Here is a 20,773-nt window from a genome sequence, read left to right as displayed (position 1 = left end):
ATTCACCGTGGCCGGCCTTTCGCGCAACTGAAAATTGGAAGACGCCGATGCCGAAGCGCCAAGATATCAAGTCCATCCTCATCATTGGCGCGGGGCCGATCGTCATCGGTCAGGCTTGCGAATTCGACTATTCAGGCACCCAGGCCGTCAAGGCGCTGAAGGAGGAAGGCTACCGCGTCATCCTCGTCAACTCCAACCCGGCCACCATCATGACCGATCCGGGTCTCGCCGACGCGACCTATATCGAGCCGATCACCCCGGAAGTGGTCGCCAAGATCATCGCCAAGGAGCGCCCCGACGCGCTCTTGCCGACCATGGGTGGTCAGACGGCGCTCAACACCGCGCTTTCGCTGAAGCGCATGGGCGTGCTCGACCGCTACAATGTCGAGATGATCGGCGCAAAGCCCGCCGCCATCGACAAGGCCGAAGACCGCGCGCTGTTCCGCGAAGCCATGGCCAGGATCGGCCTTGAAACGCCGAAGTCGATGCTGGCGAACGCCACCGAGATCAAGGATGCCGACCGCAAGACCCACGAGGCCGCCCGTGCGGAGCTGAAGGCGAAGCTCTCCGGCGCCGAACTCGACAAGGCTCTCGACGAGCTGGAGAACCAGTGGAACCTCGGCGAGAGCGACCGCAAGCAGCGTTACATGAACCATGCCATGGCGATCGCCGCCCAGGCGCTCGACGACGTCGGCCTGCCGGCGATCATCCGCCCGTCCTTCACCATGGGTGGCACCGGCGGCGGCATCGCCTACAACCGCTCGGAATTCTTCGAGATCGTCGGCTCCGGCCTCGACGCCTCGCCGACCACCGAAGTGCTGATCGAAGAATCGGTGCTCGGCTGGAAGGAGTATGAAATGGAGGTCGTCCGCGACAAGGCGGACAACTGCATCATCATCTGCTCGATCGAGAACATCGACCCGATGGGCGTCCACACCGGCGATTCGATCACGGTGGCGCCGGCGCTGACCTTGACCGACAAGGAATACCAGATGATGCGCAACGCCTCGATCGCGGTGCTGCGCGAGATCGGGGTGGAGACCGGCGGCTCCAACGTGCAGTTCGCCGTCAACCCGAAGGACGGCCGCCTCGTCGTCATCGAAATGAACCCGCGCGTTTCGCGCTCGTCGGCGCTCGCCTCAAAGGCCACCGGCTTCCCGATCGCCAAGGTCGCCGCCAAGCTCGCCGTCGGCTACACGCTGGATGAACTCGAAAACGACATCACCGGCGGCGCCACACCGGCTTCGTTCGAGCCGTCGATCGACTATGTCGTCACCAAGATCCCGCGCTTCGCCTTCGAGAAGTTCCCCGGCGCCGAGCCGACGCTGACCACCGCCATGAAGTCGGTCGGCGAAGTGATGGCGATCGGCCGCACCTTCGCAGAGTCGCTGCAGAAGGCGCTGCGCGGCCTCGAAACCGGCCTGACCGGCCTCGACGAGATCGAAATCCCCGGCCTCGGCTCCAATGGCGACAGCGGCGACGACAGGAACGCGATCCGCGCCGCGATCGGCACGCCGACCCCGGATCGGCTGCGCATGGTCGCCCAGGCGCTGCGCCTCGGCATGTCGCCGGAGGAAGTGCACGAAGGCTGCAAGATCGACCCGTGGTTCATCGCCCAGTTCAAGGCGATCGTCGACATGGAAGCCCGCATCCGCGAACACGGTCTGCCGGAAGACGCCGAGAACCTGCGCATGCTGAAGGCCATGGGCTTCTCCGACGCCCGCCTCGCCTCGCTGACCGGCGGCAAGCCGAAGGACGTGGCGATGCTGCGCAATTCGCTGGGCGTCCGCCCGGTCTTCAAGCGCATCGACACCTGCGCGGCCGAGTTCGCCTCGCCGACCGCCTACATGTATTCGACCTACGAGACGCCCTTCGTCGGCAATGCCCGTTCCGAAGCGCAGGTCTCCGACCGCAAGAAGGTGGTCATCCTCGGCGGCGGTCCGAACCGCATCGGCCAGGGCATCGAGTTCGACTACTGCTGCTGCCATGCCGCCTTCGCGCTCAAGGATGCCGGCTATGAAGCGATCATGGTCAACTGCAACCCGGAAACGGTCTCGACCGACTACGACACCTCCGATCGCCTCTATTTCGAACCGCTGACGGCCGAAGACGTGATCGAAATCATGCGCGCCGAGCAGGAAAGCGGCACGCTCGTCGGCGTCATCGTCCAGTTCGGTGGCCAGACGCCGCTGAAGCTCGCCGAGGCGCTGGAAAAGAACGGCATCCCGATCCTCGGCACCGCGCCGGATGCGATCGACCTCGCCGAGGACCGTGACCGGTTCCAGAAGCTCCTGATGAAGCTCGACCTGACGCAGCCGAACAACGGCATCGCCTATTCGGTCGAGCAGGCCCGCCTCGTCGCCTCCGAGATCGGCTTCCCGCTGGTCGTGCGCCCGTCCTACGTCTTGGGTGGCCGTGCAATGCAGATCATCCACAACGAAAGCATGCTGCAGTCCTACCTGCTCGACACCGTTCCGGGTCTTGTTCCGGAGGACATCAAGCAGCGTTACCCGAACGACAAGACCGGCCAGATCAACACCCTGCTCGGCAAGAACCCGCTGCTGTTCGACAGCTACCTGACCAACGCGGTCGAGGTCGACGTCGATGCGCTCTGCGACGGCGAGAACGTCTTCGTCTCCGGCATCATGGAGCACATCGAGGAAGCCGGCATCCACTCCGGCGACAGCGCCTGCTCGCTGCCGTCGCGCTCCTTCTCGCCGGAACTGCTGGACGAGCTGGAACGCCAGACCAGGGCGATGGCGAAAGCGCTCAACGTCGGCGGCCTGATGAACGTGCAGTACGCCATCAAGGACGGCACGATCTACGTTCTCGAAGTCAATCCGCGCGCCTCGCGCACGGTGCCCTTCGTCGCCAAGACCATCGGTGCGCCGATCGCCAAGATCGCCGCCCGCATCATGACCGGCGAGAAGCTCGACCAGGCGATCGCCGCCTATGGCAGGAAGCCGGATCCGCGCAACCTGAAGCACATCGCGGTCAAGGAGGCCGTCTTCCCGTTCGCCCGCTTCCCCGGCGTCGACACGCTGCTCGGCCCGGAAATGCGCTCGACCGGCGAAGTCATGGGTCTCGACACCGACTTTGCGCTGGCCTTCGCCAAGAGCCAGCTCGGCGCCGGCGTCGAACTGCCGCGTGAAGGCACGGTCTTCGTTTCGGTCCGCGACGAGGACAAGGAGCGGGTCCTGCCGGCCGTGCGCCTCCTCGCCGACATCGGCTTCAAGGTCATGGCGACCGGCGGCACCCAGCGCTTCCTCGCAGAGAAGGGCATCGACGCCGTCAAGATCAACAAGGTGCTCGAAGGCCGTCCGCATATCGAGGATGCCATCCGCAACCGCCAGGTCCAGCTCGTCATCAATACGACCGACGGCAACAAGGCGATCTCGGACTCCAAGTCGCTGCGCCGCGCCGCGCTGATGCAGAAGGTGCCCTACTACACCACCATGGCCGGCGCGCTGGCCGCGGCGGAAGCGATCCGGGCGCTCAAGAGCGGTCAGCTCGAAGTTCGGCCGCTGCAGAGCTACTTCTGAGACGGAACCACAACGCGAAAGCCGGTCAAGACACCCCTTGACCGGCTTCTTTTTACCCGGCGCTTGACCGTCAAGTTGCCTGCCTTCGCGATTGAACATGCGCACTGACCCGGCATAGCCGGACGGCAGCCGTCACCCTGCGCCGATCAACCGCAAATTGTTGTACGGCACACCACCTGCTATGCTTCCCGCGTGACGGCGGAGAGCGTGCATCATGGCGAAAAACATCGTCCTCCTGTTCGACGGCACCTCGAACGAGATTGCCGAGGACCGAACCAACATCCTGCGCCTCTTCGGGGCGCTGAAGCGAAACACCGACCAGATCGTCTATTACGATCCGGGCGTCGGCACCTTCGGTGCGGTGAACGCCTGGCTGAAGCCCTATCGCGATGCAGTCGAGATATGGGGTATGGGCACCGGCTGGGGCCTCGACCAGAACGTCAAGGACGCCTACCGCTTCATCGTCGAGAACTACGAATCCGCCTCTAGCGGCCGGGGCCGCAGGAAAGACGGCGAAGACGACCATCTCTTCCTCTTCGGCTTCAGCCGCGGCGCCTATACCGCAAGAGTGCTGGCCGGCTTCATCCATGCCCTCGGCCTCGTCAGCCGGCACAACCTCAACCTCGTCGACTACGCCTACAGCGCCTACAAGGCGATCCCGGATTTCGTCCCGCCGCCGGGGGACGCCGCCGCCGGCGAGGACACGCCTTCGGCCTTCTCCGTCATGCGGCTGCACGAGCGGGCGCTGAAGACCTACCGACCGAAGATCAAGATGCTAGGGCTTTTTGATACGGTGGGCTCGGTGATCGAGCACGGCTCCTCGGGTGTGCGGCTGAAGACGCATCCGTTCACCCGGCGCAATCCGAGCGTCGAGATCGTTCGTCATGCGCTGGCGATCGACGAGCGGCGGACGATGTTCCGCCCGCAATACTGGGAAATCGACCAACCTTACTGGGGCAGCCCCTTCCGTCCTAAGGACGATCCTCCACCGCAGGACGTCAAGGAGGTCTGGTTCGCCGGCTGCCACGGAGACGTCGGCGGCGGTCATCCGGAAAGGGAAAGCGCACTCATCAAGATCCCGCTCGCCTGGATGATCCGGGAAGCGACCGGCAAGGGGCTCGAGTTTATCACCCGCACGGTGAACGAGATCGTGCACGGGCAGAACCCGCAAAAGCCCCATGTCGCGCCTGACCCGAAAGGGCCGGCCCACGACAGCATGAACCCTGCCTGGCGGCTTCTGGAGCTCGTGCCCCGACGTATTCCGGACAGCTCATGGCGACGTCACGGTATCGCCGGCGGCGTCTACGTCCCGCTGAGCGACCCGCGTTTCATCCCGGATAATGCGCTGGTCCACCAGTCGGTCGTCGACCGTCTCGGCTCCCCGTTGCCCGAAGGGCCCTACGCGCCGGAGAACCTCCCCGCCCGCTATCGTGTGGAATCCTGATCGCGAAGGCAGCCGCAGGCGGGCGCGACAAAACCTCTGGAAATTCGGACCGCGCTGCTATACCTTTCGAACTGATGATTTGAAACACGGTTCCGGGGCGGCGCTCCGGAACCTGTTTTCTTTTATGTCTGCGCCATGCAGGCGCCACATGCGAAGGAAGTCGAAATGGTAGAAAAGGTACCGATGACGCAGAACGGTTTCGCCAAGCTGCAGGAAGAACTGCGCTGGCGGCAACAGGAAGAGCGCCCGCGGATCATCGAGGCGATCGCGGAAGCGCGGGCCCATGGCGACCTTTCCGAAAATGCCGAGTACCACGCCGCCAAGGAAGCCCAGAGCCATAACGAGGGCCGCATCACGGAACTCGAGGACCTGATTGCGCGCGCGGAAGTCATCGACCTTTCCAAGATGTCGGGTTCCAAGATCAAGTTCGGCGCGACGGTGAAGCTCGTCGACGAGGACACCGACGAGGAGAAGGTCTACCAGATCGTCGGCGACCAGGAAGCCGACGTGAAGCAGGGCCGCATCTCGATCTCCTCGCCGATTGCCCGTGCCATGATCGGCAAGGAAGTCGGCGACTCGATCGAAGTCGTCGCACCCGGCGGCTCCAGGGCCTACGAGATCCTGGCGGTGCAGTGGGGCTGAGGGCTCTGTCGCCGGAACAAGGATTGCCCGCGTGACGGATATCGCAGACGTCGAGGTCATCGCGCCGAATTTCAAGCAGCGGCTTTCCGGCGTCACCTCGACGATCATCCAGCTCGTTCCCGTACAGACCCGGCTCGGCCAGAAGGTTGCAACCCTCGGACCGGGCCTTCCCTCTTCGCTTCCGCGAATCGGCTATGCCGACCTGCTGCGGCTCTGGAAGAGGCTGCGCAGCGGGCGCAAGCGCGTCTGGCACGCGCGCCGCAACAACGAGATGCTCGCCGGCCTCGTGCTGCGTGATCTCCTGCGCATGCCGATCAAGGTTCTCTTCACCTCCGCCTCGCAGCGCAAACATACCCGCTGGACCAAGGCGCTGATTGCCCGCGTCGACGCCGTCGTCGCAACGAGCGCCCGCACTGCCGCCTATCTCGAAGTCGAAAACAGCGTCGTCATGCACGGCATCGATACGGCGCGCTTCTTCCCCCCCGCAGACAAGACTGCGGCGAAGCAGGCGGTCGGGCTCGATCCCGAAAAGAAGATCGCCGGCTGTTTCGGCCGCGTGCGCCACCAGAAGGGCACTGACCTCTTCGTCGACGCGATGATCGCCCTGCTGTCCGACCGGCCGGACTGGAGCGCCATCGTCGCGGGCCGGGCGACCGCCTCCCACGCCACCTTCGAGACCGAACTCAAGGAGCGGGTCACGAAAGCCGGGCTTTCGGACCGCATTCTCTTCGTCGGCGAACACGCCAACATCAACGACTGGTACCGGGCGCTCGACCTCTTCGTCGCGCCGCAGCGCTGGGAGGGTTTCGGCCTCACACCGCTGGAGGCGATGGCAACCGCCGTGCCCGTCGTCGCGACCGATGTCGGCGCCTTCCCCGAACTGGTGGTGACCGGGAGGGATGAGACCGGTATCGTCATCCCCGCCGACGACCTCGCCGCGATGACGAACGCCGCCGGCGCCTTCATGGACGATCCGGCACGCCTTTCCGCGGCGGGCGCCCGGGCGCTGGCCCACGTCTCCGGAAATTTCAGCATCGAGGGCGAGGCCCGCCGGCTCGGCGAAATCTACCGCCGCCTCATCGATGACGCCCCCTAGGCCCGACCATGGATGTGATCATCATCAATCTTGACAGGGCGACCGAGCGCATGGCCTTCCAGAAGGCTCAAATGGAGGCACTTGGGCTGACATACCGGCGTCTGCGGGCTTTCGATATGGCAAGCGCTCCGGCGTTACGTCCATCGACCTATTGGGACACCTGGGAACGCCCGCTCGTGGATGTCGAGAAGGCCTGCCTGCTCAGTCATCGCGCAGCTTGGGAAATGGTCGCGGCGAGCGACACGCCGTCCCTGATTCTCGAAGACGACGCGGTTCTTTCGAAGCGCGTCCCTGATCTTCTTGCCCGCCTGGAGAAACGGAACGACACAGATCTGGTGACGCTGGAAGTGCGTGCCCGCAAGAAACTGGTGTCGAAGAGCCCGAGCGGGCTCCACACTGACCTGCCGATCCGCAGGCTCTACCAGGACAGGACCGGCGCCGCCGCCTACGTGCTCTGGCCGGAAGGAGCGCGAAAACTCATGAAGAGAACCGCACGGAGAGCGGGACTTGCCGACGCCGTGATATGCGCCGCCTATGAACTGAAGGCCTATCAGGCGGACCCGGCTCTCGCGCTCCAGATCGACCGCTGCCGCCATTACGGCATTGAGGAGCCTATTGCCACACGGTCGGCGATCGACGCCGGCAAGAACGCAACGGAAGCCGACCCGCACAGGAAACTCGTCTTTCGGTTCCGCCGTGCCCTCGCGCAACTGCGCATGGGGCTTCGCCGCGTCATCAAGGCTCCCGTTGCCGTCCGCCGCGAAATCATGCTCGACCCTCGCGACTTCGACCATCTGAGGGAACTCACGCGCGGATGATTGCGGCTACCACCAGCCGGTACGGTCGCGTCGATGCAGCGCCCGAAGGCGGGCAAACACGGTATCGTTGACCTGAAGGCGGTCATAGACCGTCTTCAGGATCATCCCGAGCACCCCGTCGTCGAATGCTTTCTCGAGCCGCCAGCGCATGTTGCGGAGCGTGTCGTCGGTCCCGACGGTGAAACACGAGAGGCCCTCGAAAAGCGGCACGAGCTCGGTTTGCAGGAGTTCGATCCTGTCGTCGAGGACAGAATTGCCGGCAGCGGCCGTGATGAACCGCTCGGTCTCGTAGACCTTCACCGTATTGACCAGCAGCGACACGAGGAGCGCCGCGTTGCGCACGGCCCGGTCGGGATCATGATCTGCGAAGGTGTCCGCGGCGGAAACCAGCCAGCGGATGTTGAGATGTTCGCACAGGAACTCGGCTTCGCTTTCCCAAAGTCCCTTGAATTGGGCAAAGGTCTCCTTGACGCGGAACTCGCGGCGCAGGAGGACGATGAGCTTGGCATGATGGTAGACGAGCTCCGACCGACCCGAAAACTCGCGGCGCAGGTTGGCAAGATGCTCATCAAGCGATTTTTCCGAGCCGCGCGTCTGTTGCTGCTCGCCTCCCTCGACGATCGCCGCCTTCAGCACCGCGAAATCGACCTCGGTCGGCAGGTGCCGACGGGCACCCCACCGCTTGCGGTGCTGATTAAAGGAAAGGAAGCGTTCGAGCCCGGTTTTCTTGCGCGGCATGTGACCTTCTTTCGCAGCCGCGTCACCACATCTGGCGGCCTATCTGTGAATAGCAACAGCATCTTCGGATGGAAACAACAACCTTGACCGCTTCTTGACCCCGACAGACTTCCGGCCTTATCCACCGAAACACAGGCACTGAAGGGTTCAACCTATTGCGCCGGTCCCGATTCCATCGATAGCTTGCAACCAGTAACCGACACTCTTTTCCAGAATGGCGATCATGCTCGACAAGACAATCAAGACCCGATGGCTCAGCGCCAATTCATATGATGTGAAGTGGGGAGAGCGGAGCGGCGAATTGCTCTCCATGTTCCTCGATCACGAGAGCAAAGAAGAAAGGTGGACGTTTTCGGAGTACGGGTGCGGTCCCTACACCCCATTTCGAAAAATTGCGTCAACGCAATACGGATATCACGTAGACTGCTATGATTTGAAAAAATGGAGCGACGAAAATGAAGTCGTAGATTTGAATGAAGATGCGATTTCCGTCACGAAAAATTCCGTCGGGGTATTGAGCGGCGTTTGCGAGTACATGAACGATTTAGGAAAGACACTCGCGTTGCTGAGCGAATTCCATCAGTACTTCCTCCTCTCATATGGTCCCGTTCCTCTGTCGTCGGAGTTCCACGACGCAAAATACCTCAAAGAAATCCGGATCAGATCAACCAGCAGGGGCTGGCGCAATCATATGAACATGAAAGACCTCGTAGGCGTGATTTCAGCGGTCGGCTACATAGCCGATATCAGAAGCTGGGATCGGCAGGTCCTGCTCTACATCAGAGGCTTCAACACCAACCTGTAGACGTGTATGCCCGCTGGAAGGCGGGGCCTGCCCCCCATGTCATAACGTGCATCACGATGGCGCCTTGATTGTCAGGACGGATGTTGCTCGGAGGAGCGAATGCGATTAACGAGACGACCGATCCGTCTGTTCTTCAGTCGCCGACGCAATGGCGCAACAAACTTCGGTGACGATATATCGCCGATCCTAGTGTCTCACATTACTGGCCGGGAGGTTCATCACGCAACCGTATCGCGGTGCGACTGGGCGGCGATTGGCAGCATCATCGAAATGATCGCCGAACGGCGCATCAAGCGGATTCTGCACGGGCGCTTCCTTCCGATTCAGATATGGGGCTCCGGCTGCCTTCGTGCGGGCGACAATATCTCGCGCATTTTCACTAATGTGCTGGCTGTGCGAGGAGAGCACACAAGAGAGCGACTGGCCTGCCCTTGCGACTTGCCACTCGGCGATCCTGGACTGCTGTTCAATCGATTGCACCAACCGGCTTCAACCAAGCGCTACAAGTGGGGTATCACCGCGCATTATACCGACGCAGATTCACCGTTACTCAAGAAAATCGTCGAGCAAACGCCCAATTCACTGCTGATCCCGCTCGACATCGATCCGATGGATACATTGAGGCTGATCGGCGAGTGCGAGCATATCGCGTCGTCCAGCCTGCATGGACTGGTCGCAGCTGACAGCTTTGGTATCCCAAACTGGCGTATAGCATTGGGCGACCGAATTGCCGGAGGCAACTACAAGTTTGAAGACTATGCAAGCGCAATTGGGCGAACAGCGCCCCAACGGCGACACCTGGACCAAAGTGGAAATCTGGACCTCTTGCTCAACGAAGGGTATCCTGACTTCAGCTATATGCAGTCAATCGAGGAAATCGCCGGCAGGCTCGAAAAGGTCTTGCTGTCCGCCGCCGTCTAGAGCATCTCATGCTCTGAAGATCGTCTCGATCCGGGCGTCGAAACTGAAGTCGTAGACCTTCAAAGCGGTCATGAAGCCCTCCGACAGATCGTCGCTTCCCCGCTCATTCTCGCGCTTCTTCGAACCATCGACGAAAGCCTTGAGGGAACGTGAGGCCTGTTTCTGGTCAATGAAGGGCCGCATCTTCTTTTGCCTGGGATAGTAAAGGACGCGGTCGCGCAGATCCCGCAGCCACGGTCGCGGGAAGCGAAAGATGCCGTCATTCATCCAGAGCGTCGAAAGATCCCGCTCCCGCGCTGTCTGAAACCACGCAAGCGTCAGCAGCACCTGATCCCATACATGCGGATTGGCCCGGCAAAGTTCATTCCATCGACGCACGATGGCCCCCGCCCCCTCCGTCTTGTTCAGGTAGATCAAGCCCGACATGACATACCAACCGTGCCGCTGTACCGCCGAAAAGTCGAAGGGATTGTCGAACACGAAATAGGGCGTGCGGAGGACTTCTGCGTCGGCGTCGACCCAGCAGATCGGCCCGTCGCTTTCCTGCCAGACGCGCTCGATGAAGGCGGCCTTGAGCCCGGTATTGGCGACCCAGCTGCCGCGAGACGGGATCGCTTCGATACGATGCGGCAGGCCGAAACGGTCCAGCGACAGCCTCAGACGTTCGGCGAGTGCTTCGTAGGGCGTGTCTGCGGTGAAATAGGAGACGAAAAGCGGCGGCTTTTCCCTTCGTCTTTCCGCAAGGGCGATGAGATCCTTCAGACCGGCCTCGGCATATTGATCGCCGTCTTGCGGCCGGCGCAAATGGGCGACGACATGTCCTGCACGACGGTCCGCCGAAGGGGCTCCCGTTTCCAGCCGGATCGCGCCGAGAAAAGTCTCGATCGCCGCTGCCGAATTGCCGACCTGCACCAAACCTGTCACGTTCAGATCTCCACCAGCCCGAGCCGCTTCACCTGCCGGATGGTCAGCATCGTGCGGACGGTATGGACGTGGTCGTTGGCCGTCAGCACCTCGATGACAAAGTCCTGGAACTTCGTGAGGTTCTCGGCGACGCAATGGAGCAGGAAGTCGCTGTCGCCGGAGACCATCCAGGCCTGGCGGACGAGCGGCCAGCTTTCCGTCGCGGCGGCAAAGGCCTTGAGGTTGCTCTCCGACTGATGCTTGAGACCGACCATGCAGAAGGCGACGAGGTCGAAGCCGAGCTTCGGCGCGTTGAGGAACGCGTGATATCCCTCGATGATGCCGGCCTCCTCGAGCTTGCGCACGCGGCGCAGGCAGGGTGGCGCGGAAATGCCGACGCGCTCGGAGAGCTCGACATTGGTGATGCGGCCGTCGCGTTGCAGCTCGCGGAGGATACGGATGTCGATGGCGTCCAGCTCGGCGCGGAACAAGGGAGAAACCTTCTCAGATGTGGCTGCGCGGATATGTACCGCATTCCCGCGATTACGCAAGAATCAGTCCCCGCCAGGCACAATTATTGCCGTACGGTGTGGATGCCGTGCCGTTATTGCAAGGCTGACCTTGAATAAACGCATGGAGCAATCATAAATGGGGCGGCAGACATATGGCCCCGATGCGAATCGATCGTTCATCCTCTGCGACATCCCTGAAAGGAACGACCATGACTGCCCGTCATACCAAGGTGTTGATCATAGGCTCCGGCCCGGCCGGCTACACCGCCGCGATTTATGCAGCGCGGGCCATGCTGAAACCCGTGCTGATTGCCGGCATGGAACAGGGCGGACAGCTGATGATCACGACCGACGTCGAGAACTATCCGGGGTTTGCCGATCCGATCCAGGGGCCGTGGCTCATGGAGCAGATGCTGAAACAGGCCGAACACGTGGGCGCCGAGATCGTCAACGACCTCGTGACCGAGGTCGACATGGACCACCGCCCCTTCACGGTACGCACCGATTCCGGCGCCGTCTGGACGGCCGATACGCTGATCATCGCGACCGGCGCCAAGGCGAAATGGCTCGGGATTGAAAGCGAGCAGCATTTCCAGGGCTTCGGCGTCTCGGCCTGCGCCACCTGCGACGGCTTCTTCTATCGCAACAAGGATGTGATCGTCGTCGGCGGCGGCAACTCGGCGGTCGAGGAAGCGCTCTATCTGTCGAACATCGCGAAGTCGGTGACGGTCGTCCACCGCCGCGATTCCTTCCGCTCGGAAAAGATCCTGCAGGAGCGCCTGTTTGCGAAGGACAACATCAAGGTCGTCTGGAACGCGGAAGTGGAGGAGATCACCGGCGAGGCCGCAAAGCCGCCGATGCCGCCGTCCGTCACCGGTGTCCGCCTCAGGAACACGGTGACCGGCGCGGTCTCTGACATGGCGATCGACGGCGTCTTCGTCGCCATCGGCCATGCCCCGGCAGTCGAGCTCTTCAGGGACAAGCTGAAGCTCAAGTCCAACGGCTATCTCTGGACGGCCCCTGACTCCACCGCGACCAGCGTCGAGGGCGTCTTCGCCGCCGGCGACGTTACCGACGACGTCTACCGCCAGGCGATCACCGCCGCCGGCATGGGCTGCATGGCCGCTCTCGAGGCCGAACGCTACCTGACGGCCGTCTCCACCCGAGCCGAAGCGGCGGAGTGATCATGATGAGAGGCGGCGGAATGCCACTGGACTGGGACAAGCTGCGCATTTTTCATGCGGCAGCGGAGGCAGGCTCGTTCACGCATGCGGCGGACAAGCTGCATCTGTCCCAGTCGGCGATCAGCCGCCAGGTCAGCGCGCTGGAACAGGAAGTCGGCGTCAAGCTCTTCCACCGCCACGCGCGCGGCCTCATCCTCACCGAGCAGGGCGAGCTTCTCTACCGCACCGCCCACGACGTGCTGCTGAAGCTCGAGACGGTGAAGATGCAGCTCACCGAGACGACGGAGAAGCCGAGCGGCAAGCTCCGCGTCACCACGACGGTCGGCCTCGGCCAGGGCTGGCTCACCGACAAGATCCAGGAGTTCCTGCAACTCTATCCCGACATGTCGATCCAGCTCATCCTCGACAACGAGGAGCTGGACGTGAACATGCGCCATGCGGACTGCGCGATCCGGCTGCGCCAGCCGCAGCAGTCGGATCTGATCCAGCGCAAGCTCTTCACCGTGCACATGCACGTCTACGCGGCCCCCTCCTATATCAACCGCTACGGCGAGCCCCAGTCGATCGAGGACCTCGACAACCACCGCATCATCACCTTCGGCGAACCCGCGCCGATCTACCTGCTCGACGTCAACTGGCTGGAAGTCGCCGGCCGCACCTCCGACAACCCGCGCCAGCCGCACCTGCAGATCAACAGCCTCACCTCGATCAAGCGCGCCTGCCTGCTCGGGATCGGCATCGCGATGCTGCCGGACTATATCGTCGGCCGAGATCCCGGCCTGCTGCAACTCGTGACCGGCGCGGACGTGCCGTCCTTCGACACCTATTTCTGCTATCCGGACGAGATGAAGAACGCGGCGAAGCTGAAGGCCTTCCGCGATTTCATCGTGGCGAAGGCCCGAAACTGGAACTTCTAATTCGCGCGGTGCGTGCGGATTTTGCAAGGTCTGCAACATGTGCATGCCAGACATGCATTATAATGCATTGTTCACTGCACAAATAACGACCATATCGCACATAGCTGATGCACATGGTGGCTTTTCCTCCCAGTTCCACCGCAGCAGCTGTTCCCCTCTGGAGGTTTTTTTGACCTTCACACTTATAGGGCCCTGGAGCGATCCGGTGGCCCTCTTTTTTTGTCCTTTTCCGCTCCCCTTCGGGGCTGGCGCTATCTCGTATTTTCGAAATATATCGCATTCGCAGATGTTGATTCTCGGGCGCAGGCTCATATGTCAACGCGGGAGACGCGGAAAGGGAAACGACGGAAATGAACCTCGACGAAGTCCTCAAGGCGCTTGCTCATCCGGCCAGGATCGAAATGTTGACCTGGCTGAAGAATCCGCATGACCACTTCGAGAGCCAGCAGCATCCCTTCGACATCGGGGTGAGCGCCGGGCAATTCGAGCGGTGCGGGCTTTCGCAGTCGACCGTCTCGACGCATCTTTCGACGCTGCAGAGGGCGGGCCTGCTCTCCTCCACCCGCGTCGGCCAGTGGGTTTTCTACAAGCGCAACGAAGAAACCATCGGCGCGTTCCTCAGCGCCCTTGCCTCGAAACTCTGATTCCTGCCATTCTCCCCTCGCGACGGTCGTCCCGCCCTCCTCCCATCGGCGGATGAGCCGCCTCCTTCCGTTCCGAAAGGCATCATCCCATGACCACGCTCTTTGATCCGATCCAGCTCGGAGATATGCACCTGCCCAATCGCGTCGCGATGGCGCCGCTCACCCGCAACCGTTCGCCGGGTGCAATCCCGAATGACCTCAACGTCACCTATTACGTGCAGCGCGCGACGGCAGGCCTCTTGGTCAGCGAGGGCACCGCGATCACCCAGCAGGGCCAGGGCTACGCCCAGGTACCGGGCCTCTACAAGCCGGAGGCGCTCGCCGGCTGGCGGAAGGTGACCGACGCCGTTCACCAGGCCGGCGGCCACATCGCCGTCCAGCTCTGGCACGTGGGCCGCGTCTCCCACACCTCCTTGCAGCCGGGCGGCGGCGCACCGGTCGCCCCCTCCGCGATCCGCGCCAAGTCGAAGACCTATATTATCGGTGAGGACGGCAGCGGCGCCTTTGCCGACACGTCCGAGCCGCGGGCGCTTGAACTTTCGGAAATCCCCGGCATCGTCGAGGACTACCGCCGCGCCGCCCATGACGCGATCGATTGCGGTTTCGACGCGGTCGAGATTCACGGCGCCAATGGCTACTTGATCGACCAGTTCCTGCGCTCCGGCACCAATCACCGCACCGACGCCTACGGCGGATCGATCGAGAACCGCGTCCGCTTCGCGCTGGAGGTCGTCGCTGCCGTGACGAAGGAAATCGGCGGCAAGCGTACCGGCATCCGCATCTCGCCGGTGACACCGTCCAACGACGCCTCCGACCCGGACCCGCAGCCGCTCTTCAACCATCTCGTCGAACAGTTCGCGGCGTTCGACCTCGCCTTCATCCATGTGATCGAAGGTGCAACCGGCGGCGACCGCGATTTCCGGCAGGGCGACAAGCCCTTCGACTGGGCCGGACTGAAGGCGGCCTATCGCAGCAAGGGCGGCAAGGCCGTCTGGATGGTCAACAACGCCTACGATCGCGACAGCGCCATGGCCGCCGTGGCGAGCGGTTATGCGGACATGGTCGCCTTCGGTCGCGACTATATCGCCAACCCGGATCTCGTGCGGCGGCTACGGGAAAATGCCGAACTCAACACGCCGAACCGCGCCACCTTCTACGGCGGCGGCGCCGAAGGCTATACGGACTACCCCTTCCTCCCCTGAGGAGGGCATGCCCCGCAGCGTCCGTCGCGGGGCAACCGAAATGCTCAACCGCGGGCGGCGACGAGCCGCCCGTCCGCCTTCTGTCGAGCCGGCAGGCAGCCGAGGCTTGCCAGCGTCTCGGCGACCGCCAAATCGAGTGGCGTGTGCGGCTCGGCACCGAGCACCTCGACGAGGCGCCGGTTGCTCATCCGCAGCGGTTCCCGCCACAGATAGCGCATCTCCATGATCTCCCGGAAGAGCGGTACGAACGGCGCGGAGAAACGCACGAAGAGCCACGGGAAGCGCCGGAGCGGCAGCCTCGGGTCACCGACGACGCGGCGGATCGCTTCGGCAAGCTGCAGGCCGTCCGCATCGAAGACGCCCTCCATATGAAACCGTGCGAACGTCGGCAGACCATCGGCGCGCTCGACGAGCTGCATCATCGTTTCCGCAACATCCGGCAGATAGGCCCACTGGTGACCGATGCCGGGCGCTCCCGGAAGTGTGACCACCTTCAGCGGCGCCCCGGGCTTGACGAGTCCCAGGGCGAACCAGTTGTTTCCGGCGCCGGGTCCGAAGAAGTCCCCTGCCCTGACGATGATCACCGGCACGCCCTCTGCCGCAGCGGCTTCGAGACGCTCTTCGAGCGCGACGCGAATCTTGCCCTTCACGGTCGCCGGCCGCTGCGGGCTGTCCTCGTCGAGGACCGGGAAGGCGTCGGGACCGAAATTGTAGACGTTGCCAGGCATCAGAATGCGCGCACCGGCCGCCTTCGCCGCGGCGATCGTGTTGTCGATCATCGGCAGCACCAGACGCGCCCAGTCGCGGTAACCGGGCGGATTGACGGCATGCACGATCAGCGACACGCCTTCCGCCGCGGCAACGACGTCGGTGCGGTTCATGGCATCGCCCTGCCGCCAGTCGATCGAGGGATTGCGCGCCGCCATCGCCGCGGCATTCCTGTGCAGCGCGCGGACGCGGTAACCGCGGGCGGCGAGCTTCGCAGTCATGGCACTACCGATGCTTCCCGCTGCGCCGAGAACCAGCGCGACGGGTCGTGAAATCAGTTCCTCGGTCATCATCCTGCTCCGTGTGTCGTCGAGATGAGCGAAGCATGCGTCACGGCAGAGACATACGGAATTGCGATATTTCGTTCATCGGCTATACATATTTGCATGATGAAGGAAACCGAAAGCTGGGACCACTACCGCACCTTCCTCGCCGTCCTGGAGGAAGGGTCGCTCTCCGGCGCCGCCCGCGCCCTCGGCCTCACCCAGCCGACGGTCGGGCGCCACATGGACGCGCTTGAGGCCGCAAGTGGCGCGCCGCTCTTCCTGCGTACGCCGCGGGGCCTGCTGCCGACCGAGACGGCGCTGCAGATGAAACGCCACGCCGAGACGATGGCCGCCACCGCCGCGGCACTGGCGCGGGTAGCAAGTGCGGCGCCTGGCGAGGTGAAGGGCACCGTGCGCATCAGCGCCAGCGAGGTGATGGGAGTCGAGGTGCTGCCGCCGATCCTCGCCGAGCTTCAGGAGAGCCATCCGGGACTTTCGGTCGAACTCTCGCTCTCCGACGCGGTGGAGGATCTGCTGCGCCGGGAAGCCGACGTCGCGGTGCGCATGACCGCGCCCCGGCAGGAGATGCTCCTCAGCCGGCACGTCGGCGCGATTCCGCTGGGTTTCTACGCTCACGGCCACTATCTTGCGCGACACGGCACACCCGCAAGCCTGAAAGACCTTGCCGGCCACCGGTTGATCGGCTTCGACCGGGAACTCGCCTATGTGCACGCACTGCTGCGGGAGAAGCCGGATTTCGCAGCACTCGATTTTTCCTTCCGCACCGACAGCAACCTTGCCCAACTGGCGGCGATCCGTGCAGGCATCGGCATCGGCATGTGCCAGACGGGGCTCGCCCGCCGCGACAAGGATCTTGTCGGGCTGCTTGCCGGAGCGCTCGACCTGAAGCTCGAGACCTTCGTCGTCATGCATGAAGACCTGAAGACGACACCGCGATTCCGGGTCACCTTCGACGCGCTTGTTAACGGGCTGCTCGCCTATATCGCCGAAAAATAGCGGTCAGATCCGGGCGTGGGTGCAGAACCCCACCGCCTCGGAAGACGCTGTCATCGGGCATGAGCTGATGCCGCCATCTCCTTGATGCAACTCGATGGAAAGGCCAGATCGCCACGGCGGGCGTGGCGTCGTCCGTCGCGGGACTGAAGGCACGGATCAGGTCGCCGGCGAGCTTAAACCGAAGCCTCGCCGGGACGGAACCGGTCTATGATCTCGACCTCCGGCCGGTCGCCGCCGTCGCTGTACTCTTCGCGCCACTTGCCGGACTCGTCCTGGTAGCTGATCTCGACCGGCTCGTCGCCGACCTGCTGTTCCTGGACCACGATACGGACAGCTTCGAGCGCCTCGTCATGGCTGGCGAAGGTCTCGGAGTAGACATCACCAAGCTTGTACGCCCATCCACCGTCGTGCGGCACGATTTCGTAGGTGACCTTGACCATGCATGTCTCCTGGATGCGTTTTCTCGCCCACGGCACTATCTCATCAAAGCCGCCGATCTGCAAATTGCGGGAGCGGCACGAGGATCATGATACGCCGAAAAGGCTTTGTCCGGAACAGCCTGCAAGATGCCTGCGGCGGTACGACGCCCCTTTCTTCACGAGGCGCTCCGGGAAACGAGATCACTTCCGCGCGAGCGTCCGAAACTCTCGGTCCGCACCGGCCGTTTCTTCGGCCATTCCTTGCAGCCACCGGCGTGCTGCGCCGCAATCTGACCAAAATGCGCGACAACAACGCTTCCGCGCGGGATGGGGCGAAGCAAGTCGGGAGCACGGCTATTGAAGAGACTGGACCTCATCGACGGCATGCGAGGCTACTTCCTCGTCTTCATGCTGCTCAACCATCTGGTTTTCGCCGGCGGGCTGTGGCTCGTCCAGATCAATCACCGCAACCTCGCCTTCGTCGAGGACGCCCAGGGCTTCGTCTTTCTTTCCGGGCTGCTGACCGGCATGGTCTACGCACGCAAGATGCTGAAGAGCGGCTATGCCGCCGGTCGCGAGAGGCTGTGGACGCGCGCCCTCGAACTCTACCGCTACGCTATGGGCATCGTGCTCGTCATACTTCTGCTGCAGCACCTGCTGCCGGGTGCAGCGGCAATCTGGAAGGACTGGCTCGGCGGTACCCGGTTCGACGATCCGCTGCGGCTCGGCACGATCGCGGCCTTCCTGTTCCAGCCGACCTTCATGGACATCCTGCCGCAATACATCGTCTACATGGCCGTGGCGCCGTTCGTGATCCGGCTCTGCCTCGACGGCCGCTGGCGGACCGTCGCCATCACCTCGCTGCTGGTCTGGATGACCGGCCAGCTCGGCCTGCATCGCCTCGTCACCTATCCGCTCGACGGCTGGCTCGGCGCCACGCCACAGAAGGAGGGCATCCGCGCGAGCTTCAACCTGCTCGGCTGGCAGATCATCTTCTTCGCCGGGATCATCGCCGGCACGCTGACCTCGATGAAGAAGGTGGATTGGAAGGAGGTCTTTCGTCCCGACCAGACTTTTCTCGCCAAGATGTCGCTCGCCGTCTGCCTCTTCTTCCTGCCGCTGAGGCTCCTGACGGCGCATAACCTGATGCCCGGTTTCGTTCTCGAGAAGTTCGGACTGATGGAGATCCGCGCCGATTTCGGACCGGTGTACCTGCTGAACTTCGCCGCCGCCGCCTATGGCGTCGCCTGGCTGCTGATCGCCGGACCCCGCCATCACCGGGCGGTGATCCGCCGGATCGCGTCGATGCTGACCGGCCTCTTCTCGCTGAACTATCTGCAGCTCCTCGGGCGGCATTCCCTGCAGATCTACGTCTGGCACGTGCTGATCGTCTACGTGATCTTCTATCTCGACGGACGCACCGGCGAATTGACCCAGCTCACCAAGACGATGATCGCGCTCGGCGCGCTGGCGCTGCTCAGCCTGCCGGCCCTCTGGCGGGAGCGCGACCGTTTCCTCGGCCCGCCCTCGAGCCCGGCGCCGAGCGTCGCAAGCTGAGGCGCCTATACTCCAAAGAAAAAGGGCGGAGCCGCGAGGCCCCGCCCTTTCCGGTTCTTGTCGTCCGGCCGATTACTTGCAGTCGGCGCAGAAGCGCTGGATGCGGCGGCAGGCTTCCTCGAGCTTGTCGTTCGAGGTCGCGTAGGAGACGCGGAAGTTCGGCCCGAGGCCGAAGGACGAGCCGTGAACGGTCGCAACCCCTTCGGTCGCGAGCAGTTCCATGACGAAGTCCTCGTCGGTCGCGATGACCTTGCCCGACGGAGCCTTCTTGCCGATCAGCGCCGCGCAGGACGGATAGACGTAGAAAGCGCCTTCCGGCTTCGGGCAGACGAGGCCGTTCGCCTGGTTCAGCATGGAGACGACCAGGTCGCGACGTTCCTCGAAGGCCTTCTTGCTCATCGGAATGAAGTCCTGCGGGCCGTTGAGCGCCTCGACGGCGGCCCACTGGGCGATCGAGCAGGCACCGGAGGTCTGCTGACCCTGGATCATGTCCATCGCCTTGATGAGCTCGATCGGGCCGGCGGCGTAGCCGATACGCCAGCCGGTCATCGCATAGGCCTTGGAAACGCCGTTCATGGTGAGCGTGCGGTCGTAGAGGCCGGGTTCCACCTGCGCCGGGGTGTAGTAGACGAAATCGCCGAACACGAGATGCTCGTACATGTCGTCCGTCAGTACCCAGACGTGCGGATGCCGCATCAGGACGTCGGTCAGCGCCTTGAGTTCGTCATAGCTGTAGGCAGCACCCGACGGGTTCGACGGCGAGTTGAACATGAACCACTTGGTCTTCGGCGTGATCGCCTTTTCCAGCTGTTCGGCCGTCAGCTTGAAATTGTTCTCGATCGTCGTCTCGACGAAGACCGGCGTGCCGCCGCACAGCGCAATCATTTCCGGATAGGACACCCAGTAAGGTGCCGGGATGACGACTTCATCCCCCGGATTGATCGTCGCCATGAAGGCGTTGAAAAGAATCTGCTTTCCGCCCGTACCGACGATCGTCTGGCTCGGCTTGTAGTCCAGCCCGTTCTCGCGCTTGAACTTGGCGGCAATCGCCTCGCGCAACGGCTGGATGCCCGAAACCGGCGTGTACTTCGTCTCGCCGCGCTGGATGGCCGCGATCGCCGCATCCTTGATATTCTGCGGCGTATCGAAATCCGGCTCGCCGACCGACAGCGAAATCACATCCTTACCCTGGGCTTTGAGGTCCCGGGCCATCTGCGTGACGGCAATGGTCGCGGAAGGCTTGATGCGCGAAAGGGCGTCGGCGAGAAATGCCATGATTTGTGTGTCCTGAAGCTGTTGAACGGGGGAACCTCGTGGTGCAGGGCTCCAGGTTCAAGTTCTATGGCGAAATCACTCCGCTGTTTCAAGCCCAATCCGG

Annotated in this window: 19 protein-coding genes; 13 read left to right on the top strand and 6 right to left on the bottom strand. The window is 63.0% G+C overall.

The annotated features are described in order from the left end of the window. The first annotated feature begins 47 nt into the window (after positions 1 to 47). The 5 genes from carB to DFR48_RS01425 all read left to right on the top strand — a co-directional run bounded on the left by carB (position 48) and on the right by DFR48_RS01425 (position 7,542). A complete protein-coding gene (carB, locus tag DFR48_RS01445; protein ID WP_114361374.1) occupies positions 48 to 3,542 on the top strand; it encodes a carbamoyl-phosphate synthase large subunit in 3,495 nt (1,164 codons plus the stop codon). A 214-nt stretch (positions 3,543 to 3,756) separates the two neighbouring features. Then, positions 3,757 to 4,986 carry a T6SS phospholipase effector Tle1-like catalytic domain-containing protein gene (locus tag DFR48_RS01440; protein WP_114361373.1) on the top strand — a complete coding sequence of 410 codons (1,230 nt, stop codon included), beginning with the start codon at positions 3,757 to 3,759 and terminating at the stop codon, positions 4,984 to 4,986. Between the two features lie 165 nt (positions 4,987 to 5,151). Beyond that, positions 5,152 to 5,628, top strand: coding sequence for a transcription elongation factor GreA (greA, locus tag DFR48_RS01435; protein WP_114361805.1), 477 nt, complete (start codon positions 5,152 to 5,154; stop codon positions 5,626 to 5,628). Positions 5,629 to 5,659: 31 nt separating this feature from the next. Beyond that, entirely contained in the window at positions 5,660 to 6,724 is a 1,065-nt protein-coding gene (locus DFR48_RS01430) for a glycosyltransferase family 4 protein (protein WP_114361372.1), read from the top strand. Positions 6,725 to 6,732: 8 nt separating this feature from the next. After that, positions 6,733 to 7,542, top strand: a complete 810-nt coding sequence (locus DFR48_RS01425; protein WP_114361371.1) for a glycosyltransferase family 25 protein — start codon at positions 6,733 to 6,735, stop codon at positions 7,540 to 7,542. Positions 7,543 to 7,548: 6 nt separating this feature from the next. Here DFR48_RS01425 and DFR48_RS01420 read toward each other — a convergent pair whose 3' ends face one another. After that, the gene (locus DFR48_RS01420; protein WP_114361370.1) at positions 7,549 to 8,280 is read right to left on the bottom strand and encodes a hypothetical protein; all 732 of its coding nucleotides are present in this window, start codon (positions 8,278 to 8,280) and stop codon (positions 7,549 to 7,551) included. Positions 8,281 to 8,503: 223 nt separating this feature from the next. On the opposite strand from DFR48_RS01420, the gene DFR48_RS01415 reads away from it, so the two are divergent. Beyond that, on the top strand, positions 8,504 to 9,085 hold the full coding sequence (locus DFR48_RS01415) for a hypothetical protein (protein ID WP_147273499.1): 582 nt from the start codon (positions 8,504 to 8,506) through the stop codon (positions 9,083 to 9,085). 99 nt (positions 9,086 to 9,184) lie between these two features. Beyond that, entirely contained in the window at positions 9,185 to 10,006 is an 822-nt protein-coding gene (locus DFR48_RS01410) for a polysaccharide pyruvyl transferase family protein (protein ID WP_114361368.1), read from the top strand. A gap of 6 nt (positions 10,007 to 10,012) precedes the next feature. Here DFR48_RS01410 and DFR48_RS01405 read toward each other — a convergent pair whose 3' ends face one another. Together DFR48_RS01405 and DFR48_RS01400 are read right to left on the bottom strand one after the other, a co-directional pair. Beyond that, positions 10,013 to 10,930, bottom strand: a complete 918-nt coding sequence (locus DFR48_RS01405; RefSeq protein WP_147273498.1) for a hypothetical protein — start codon at positions 10,928 to 10,930, stop codon at positions 10,013 to 10,015. A gap of 2 nt (positions 10,931 to 10,932) precedes the next feature. Continuing rightward, positions 10,933 to 11,400, bottom strand: a complete 468-nt coding sequence (locus DFR48_RS01400; protein ID WP_114361366.1) for an Lrp/AsnC family transcriptional regulator — start codon at positions 11,398 to 11,400, stop codon at positions 10,933 to 10,935. A gap of 230 nt (positions 11,401 to 11,630) precedes the next feature. Between DFR48_RS01400 and trxB the strand changes: the two genes are divergently transcribed. The 4 genes from trxB to DFR48_RS01380 all read left to right on the top strand — a co-directional run bounded on the left by trxB (position 11,631) and on the right by DFR48_RS01380 (position 15,368). Then, positions 11,631 to 12,605 (top strand): thioredoxin-disulfide reductase, encoded by a 975-nt coding sequence (gene trxB / locus DFR48_RS01395; protein WP_114361365.1) that lies wholly within the window; start codon positions 11,631 to 11,633, stop codon positions 12,603 to 12,605. Positions 12,606 to 12,625: 20 nt separating this feature from the next. After that, the gene (locus DFR48_RS01390) at positions 12,626 to 13,522 is read left to right on the top strand and encodes a LysR family transcriptional regulator VtlR (protein ID WP_114361804.1); all 897 of its coding nucleotides are present in this window, start codon (positions 12,626 to 12,628) and stop codon (positions 13,520 to 13,522) included. Positions 13,523 to 13,872: 350 nt separating this feature from the next. Then, the gene (locus tag DFR48_RS01385) at positions 13,873 to 14,166 is read left to right on the top strand and encodes an ArsR/SmtB family transcription factor (RefSeq protein WP_114361364.1); all 294 of its coding nucleotides are present in this window, start codon (positions 13,873 to 13,875) and stop codon (positions 14,164 to 14,166) included. Positions 14,167 to 14,255: 89 nt separating this feature from the next. After that, the gene (locus DFR48_RS01380) at positions 14,256 to 15,368 is read left to right on the top strand and encodes an alkene reductase (RefSeq protein WP_114361363.1); all 1,113 of its coding nucleotides are present in this window, start codon (positions 14,256 to 14,258) and stop codon (positions 15,366 to 15,368) included. A gap of 44 nt (positions 15,369 to 15,412) precedes the next feature. On the opposite strand, the gene DFR48_RS01375 is transcribed toward DFR48_RS01380, so the two are convergent. Next, the gene (locus tag DFR48_RS01375) at positions 15,413 to 16,426 is read right to left on the bottom strand and encodes an NAD-dependent epimerase/dehydratase family protein (RefSeq protein ID WP_210205950.1); all 1,014 of its coding nucleotides are present in this window, start codon (positions 16,424 to 16,426) and stop codon (positions 15,413 to 15,415) included. A 99-nt stretch (positions 16,427 to 16,525) separates the two neighbouring features. Between DFR48_RS01375 and DFR48_RS01370 the strand changes: the two genes are divergently transcribed. Next, positions 16,526 to 17,419, top strand: coding sequence for a LysR family transcriptional regulator (locus DFR48_RS01370; RefSeq protein ID WP_425359230.1), 894 nt, complete (start codon positions 16,526 to 16,528; stop codon positions 17,417 to 17,419). 173 nt (positions 17,420 to 17,592) lie between these two features. Here DFR48_RS01370 and DFR48_RS01365 read toward each other — a convergent pair whose 3' ends face one another. Continuing rightward, positions 17,593 to 17,859 (bottom strand): DUF2188 domain-containing protein, encoded by a 267-nt coding sequence (locus DFR48_RS01365; RefSeq protein ID WP_114361361.1) that lies wholly within the window; start codon positions 17,857 to 17,859, stop codon positions 17,593 to 17,595. Between the two features lie 336 nt (positions 17,860 to 18,195). Between DFR48_RS01365 and DFR48_RS01360 the strand changes: the two genes are divergently transcribed. Continuing rightward, the gene (locus tag DFR48_RS01360; RefSeq protein ID WP_114361360.1) at positions 18,196 to 19,395 is read left to right on the top strand and encodes an OpgC family protein; all 1,200 of its coding nucleotides are present in this window, start codon (positions 18,196 to 18,198) and stop codon (positions 19,393 to 19,395) included. A gap of 72 nt (positions 19,396 to 19,467) precedes the next feature. On the opposite strand, the gene DFR48_RS01355 is transcribed toward DFR48_RS01360, so the two are convergent. Then, positions 19,468 to 20,670, bottom strand: coding sequence for a pyridoxal phosphate-dependent aminotransferase (locus tag DFR48_RS01355; protein WP_114361359.1), 1,203 nt, complete (start codon positions 20,668 to 20,670; stop codon positions 19,468 to 19,470). Positions 20,671 to 20,773 lie beyond the last annotated feature (103 nt).

Source organism: Ciceribacter lividus (genome assembly GCF_003337715.1).
Lineage (GTDB): Bacteria > Pseudomonadota > Alphaproteobacteria > Rhizobiales > Rhizobiaceae > Allorhizobium > Allorhizobium lividum.
Note: the sequence above shows the minus strand (reverse complement) of the source record. Positions and strands in the feature narration are given on the sequence as shown.